Here is a 5,566-nt window from a genome sequence, read left to right on the forward strand (position 1 = left end):
TGTGAATCGACAGGGCTTTCGCGTTTGACAGGGTCTTCTGGCACTCTGGGCAGGTTTGCTCTGAGGTGTGGTCTTTTCTTTTGTGATCCCACAGGGCTTCCGTGTTTGGCAGGGTCTTCTGGCACTCTGGGCAGGTTTGCTCTGGGGTGTGTTCTTTTCTTTTATGAACCGACAGGGCATGAACGTTTGGCAGGGTCTTCTTGCACTCAGGACATGTTTGTTCTCCGGTGTGATATTGACTTTTGTGATTCGACAGGGCATGTGCATTTGGCAGGGTCGTCTGACACTCAGCGCAGGTTTGCTCTGGGGTGTGGTCTTTTCTTTTGTGATTCGACAGCGCTTGAGCATTTGGCAGGGTCTTCTGGCACTCAGGGCAGGTTTGCTCTCCGGTGTGATATTGACTTTTGTGATCCGTCAGGGCTTTCGCGTTTGGCAGGATCTTCTGGCACTCAGGGCAGGTTTGCTCTGAGGTGTGGTCTTTTCTTTTGTGGGCCGACAGGGCTTTCGCGTTTGGCAGAATCTTCTGGCACTCAGGGCAGGTTTGCTCTCCGGTATGATTTTTTCTCTTGTGATCCGACAGGGCTTGAGCATTTCGCAGGGTCTTCTGGCACTCAGGGCAGGTTTGCTCCGGGGTGTGATCTTTTCTGTTGTGAACCTTCATGGCTTGAGAGTTTGGCAGGGTCTTCTGGCATTCAGGGCAGGTTTGCTCCGGGGTATGATCTTTTCTTTTGTGATCCGACAGGGCTTGAGCGTTTAGTAGGATCTTCTGGCACTCAGGGCAGGTTCGCTCTCCGGTGTGATATTGACTTTTGTGAGCCGACAGGGCGAGCGCGTGTGGCAGGGTCTTCTGGCACTCGGGGCAGGTTTGCTCTCCGGTATGATCTTTTCTTTTGTGAGCTGACAGGGCTTGAGCGTTTGGCAGGATTTTCCGGCACTCAGGGCAGGTTTGCTCCGGGGTGTGATCTTTTCTTTTGTGAATCGACAGGGTTATCGCGTTTGGCAGGATCTTCTGACACTCAGGGCAGGTTTGCTCACCGGTGTGATATTGTCTTTTGTGATCCGACAGAGCTTGAGCGTTTCGCAGGGTCTTCTGGCACTCAGGGCAGGTTTGTTCCGGGGTGTGATCTTTTCTGTTGTGAACCTTCATGGCTTGAGAGTTTGGCAGGGTCTTCTGGCAGTCAGGGCAGGTTTGCTCCGGGGCGTGATCTTTTCTTTTGTGATCTGACAGGGCTTGAGCGTTTGGCAGGATCTTCTGGCACTCAGGGCAGGTTTGCTCCGGGGTATGATCTTTTCTTTTGTGATCCGACAGGGCTTGAGTGTTTGGCAGGATCTTCTGGCACTCAGGGCAGGTTCGCTCTCCGGTGTGATGTTGACTCTTGTGAACCGACAGGGCTTGAACGTTTGGCAGGATCTTCTGGCACTCAGGGCAGGTTTGCTCTGGGGTATGATCTTTTCTTTTGTGAACCGACAGGGCTTGTGCGTTTGGCAGGACTTTCTGGCACTGAGGGCAGTTTCGCTCTCCGGTGTGATATTGACTTTTGTGAGTACTCAATGAGGCTTGAGAGCTAAATGATTTTTCACAGCCGGGGTGATCACATCGGTATTTTTTGGAGCCTGCCTTCCTTTGTTTTTTCGCAGGAGGTGGATTTAATGTTAGTGATGGACCGGTTGTACTGTCAGCACCCGAGACAACTGTCGGACCATCAGCAGGATGGCTTACCGGGCCAGACTCCTGATCGCCTGTTTGCAAATAGACATCTGTTCTGCAAGCGAAAGAGTCATCTGAGGTTGAACGACACCGGATAGTTGTGGATGGAGCGAAGATACAGCATCCTTGTCGATGACAACAGGGCTGTTGATGGCAATTTTCGTCGAGGCTATGTCGGGAGTCGGTGGGTCGGCCCGAATTTTCATCGTTATGGCCGTTGTCGTATAGATAATGCGATTTCTCTGAATGTCCATTGAATGACTGACCATGACCCTCTGGCCCCGTTGTCCGGGAATAGTTCCCGCTGCCCGTTCCGTACATACAAGTGATGATCTGAAATTTTTTTCGCCTGCAGGGTTTATCATCAGGTGGTGAGCCTGACCCTGAATATCCGTTGGTGCGGGTGATGTGTAATGGCTCGCTTCGCATCGGCCTGCAATCGGTCATTGGCATCACAGATAATGTACCCGGCTCAGTTTTTATAGAAAAACTCTGGCTTGTCGAGGCCCCGTTCTGGTTAACCTCAACGATAAAACGGTAGGTCTGTGACTCAACCGTGCAGACGAATGGCACAACGATCAATACGTGCAAAAGTAGACTTTTAATGGTTCTATCCTTTGCTTTTTATGGGTAGGAGCAGTGAGGATAGACCAGAGGATATGGGGCAAGGAACTAAAACAGAGTGGCTCATGGATTCTCCCATCTATTTCAAATATGCAGAAATTTTACTGAAACGCCGATGTTTTATGCCTGATGACTGTCGTAAAAAACGTTTAGCCCTTCACCCCTGAGCCTGTGACAAGCAGAAATCAATTACTTGACTTTGCATCATCAAGCTTTCGTTATCGGTGTTGCCTTCTGTGATCCGAAAAGGCTTTCGTGTTTGGCAGGGTCTTCTGGCACTCGGGGCAGGTTTGCTCTCGGGTGTGATATTGACTTTTGTGAGCCGACAGGGCTTGAGCGTTTGGCAGGGTCTTCTGGCACTCTGGGCAGGTTTGCTCTGGGGTGTGGTCTTTTCTTTTGTGATCCGTCAGGGCTTTCGCGTTTGGCAGGACCTTCTGGCACTCAGGGCAGGTTTGCTCTGGGGTGTGGTCTTTTCTTTTGTGATTCGACAGCGCTTGAGCATTTGGCAGGATCTTCTGGCACTCAGGGCAGGTTTGCTCACCGGTGTGATATTGACTTTTGTGATCCGACAGGGCTCTCGCGTTTGGAAGGGTCTTCTGGCACTCAGGGCAGGTTTGCTCTGGGGTATGATATTTTCTTTTGTGAGTCGACAGCGCTTGAGCGTTTGGCAGGATCTTCTGGCACTCAGGGCAAGTTTGCTCCGGGGTGTGATCTTTTCTTTTGTGAGCCGACAGGGCCAGAGCGTTTGGCAGGGTCTTCTGGCACTCAAGGCAGGTTTGCTCTGGGGTGTGGTCTTTTCTTTTGTGATACAACAGGGCTTTCGCATTTGGCAGGGTCTTCTGGCACTCAGGGCAGGTTTGCTCTCCGGTGTGGTATTCACTTTTGTGAACCGACAGGGCTTTCAAGTTTGGCAGGGGCTTCTGGCACTCAGGGCAGGTTTGCTCTCCGGTGTGATATTGACTCTTGTGAACCGACAGGGCCTGAACGTTTGGCAGGGTTTTCTGGCACTCAGGGCAGGTTTGCTCTGGGGTATGATCTTTTCTTTTGTGAACCGATAGGGCTTGTGCGTTTGGCAGGATTTTCTGGCACTCAGGGCAGTTTCGCTCTCCGGTGTGATATAGACTTTTGTGAGTGCTCAATGAGGCTTGAGAGCCAAATGATTTTTCACAGCCGGGGTGATCACATTGGTATTTTTTGGAGTCTGCCTTCCTTTGTTTTTTCGCAGGAGGTGGATTTAATGTTAATGATGGACCGGTTGTACTGTCAGCTCCCGAGACAACTGTCGGACCTCCGGCAGGATGGCTTACCGGGCCAGACTCCTGATCGTCTGTTTGCACATGGACATCTGTTCTGCAAGCGAAAGAGTCGTCTGAGATTGAACGACACCAGATAGTTGTGTATGGAGAGAAGATACAGCGTCCTTGCCGATGACAACAGGGCTGTTGATGGCAATTTTCGTCAAGGCTATGTCGGGAGTCGGTAGGTCGGCCCGAATTTTCATCATTATGTTCGTTGTCGTATAGATAATGAGGTTTTTCTGAATGCCTATTGAATGACTGACCATGATCCTCTTGCCCCGTTGTCCGGGAATAGTTCCCTCCGCCCGTTCCGTACATACAAGTGATGATCTGAAATTTGTTTCGCCTACAGGGTTTGTCATCAGGCGGTGAGCCTGACTCTGAATATCCGTTTGTGCGGGTAATGTATGATGGTTCGTTTTGCATCGCTCCCCCATCGTTGATTGGCATCGCAGATAATGTGCCCGGCTCAGTTTTTATAGAAAAACTCTGGCTTGTCGAAGCCCCGTTCTGGTTAACCTCAACGATAAAACGGTAGGTCTGTGACTCAACCGTGCAGACGAATGGCACAACGATCAATACGTGCAAAAGTAGACTTTTAATGGTTCTATCCTTTGCTTTTTATGGGTAGGAGCAGTGAGGATAGACCAGAGGATATGGGGCAAGGAACTAAAACAGAGTGGCTCATGGATTCTCCCATCCATTTCAAATATGCAGAAATTTTACTGAAACGCCGATGTTTTATACCTGATGACTGTCGTAAAAAACGTTTAGCCCTTCACCCCTTAGCCTGTGACAAGCGGAAGTCAATTACTTGACTTTGCATCATCAAGCTTTCGTTTTCGGTGTTGCCTTCTGTGATCCGAAAAGGCTCTCGCGTTTGGCAGGGTCTTCTGGCACTCAGGGCAGGTTTGCTCTCCGGTATGATATTGACTTTTGTGATCCGTCAGGGCTTTCGCGTTTGGCAGGATCTTCTGGCACTCAAGGCAGGTTCGCTCTCCGGTGTGGTATTCACTTTTGTGAACCGACAGGGCTTTCAAGTTTGGCAGGGGCTTCTGGCACTCAGGGCAGGTTTGCTTTGGGGTGTGATCTTTTCTTTTGTGATCCCACAGGGCATTCACGTTTGGCAAGGTCTTCTGGCAATCAGGGCAGGTTTGCTCTCCGGTATGATCTTTTCTTTTGTGATTCGACAGGGCTTGAGTGTTTGGCAGGGTCTTCTGGCACTCAGGGCAGGTTTGCTCTCCGGTGTGATATTGACTTTTGTGAGCCGTCAGGGCTTGAGCGTTTGGCAGGGTCTTCTGACACTCAGCGCAGACTTGCTCTGGGGTGTGATCTTTTCTTTTGTGAACCGACAGGGCATGAACGTTTGGCAGGGTCTTCTTGCACTCAGGGCAGGTTTGTTCTCCGGTATGATATTGACTTTTGTGATTCGTAAGGGCATGAGCGTTTGGCAGGGTCTTCTGACACTCAGCGCAGGTTTGCTCTGGGGTGTGATCTTTTCTTTTGTGAACCGACAGGGCATGAACGTTTGGCAGGGTCTTCTGGCACTCAGGGCAGATTTGCTCCCGGGTGTGAACTTTTCTTATGTGAGCCGACAGGGCCTGAGCACTTGGCACAGTCCTTTGGCACTCAGGGCAGGTTTGTTCTCCAGTGTGATATCGACTTTTGTGATTCGACAGGGCATAAGCGTTTGGCAAGGTCTTCTGACACTCAGGGCAGGTTTGCTCCGGGGTGTGATATTGCCTTTTGTGATTCGACAGGGCTTGAGCGTTTGGCAGGGGCTTCTGGCACTCAGGGCAGGTTTGCTCCGGGCTGTGATCTTTTCTTTTGTGATCCGCCAGAGCTTGAGCGTTTGGCAGAGTCTTCTGGCACTCAGGGCAGGTTCTCTCTCCGGTGTGATAGTGACTTTTGTGATTCGATAGGGCTTGAGCATTTG

Annotated in this window: 3 protein-coding genes; all 3 read right to left on the reverse strand. The window is 50.6% G+C overall.

From position 1 onward, the window contains the following. Positions 1 to 2,299: C2H2-type zinc finger protein (locus KBW69_RS23035; protein WP_257282457.1), on the reverse strand; the 2,299-nt coding region annotated here is incomplete at its 3' end. A gap of 251 nt (positions 2,300 to 2,550) precedes the next feature. Continuing rightward, complete coding sequence (locus KBW69_RS23040; protein WP_257282458.1) at positions 2,551 to 4,218, reverse strand: C2H2-type zinc finger protein; 1,668 nt, start codon at positions 4,216 to 4,218, stop codon at positions 2,551 to 2,553. A gap of 218 nt (positions 4,219 to 4,436) precedes the next feature. Next, a partial coding sequence (locus tag KBW69_RS23045; RefSeq protein WP_257282462.1) for a C2H2-type zinc finger protein occupies positions 4,437 to 5,566 on the reverse strand: 1,130 nt, incomplete at its 5' end.

Origin of the sequence: Endozoicomonas sp. ISHI1 (assembly GCF_024606225.1) — a bacterium.
Taxonomy (GTDB): domain Bacteria; phylum Pseudomonadota; class Gammaproteobacteria; order Pseudomonadales; family Endozoicomonadaceae; genus Endozoicomonas_A.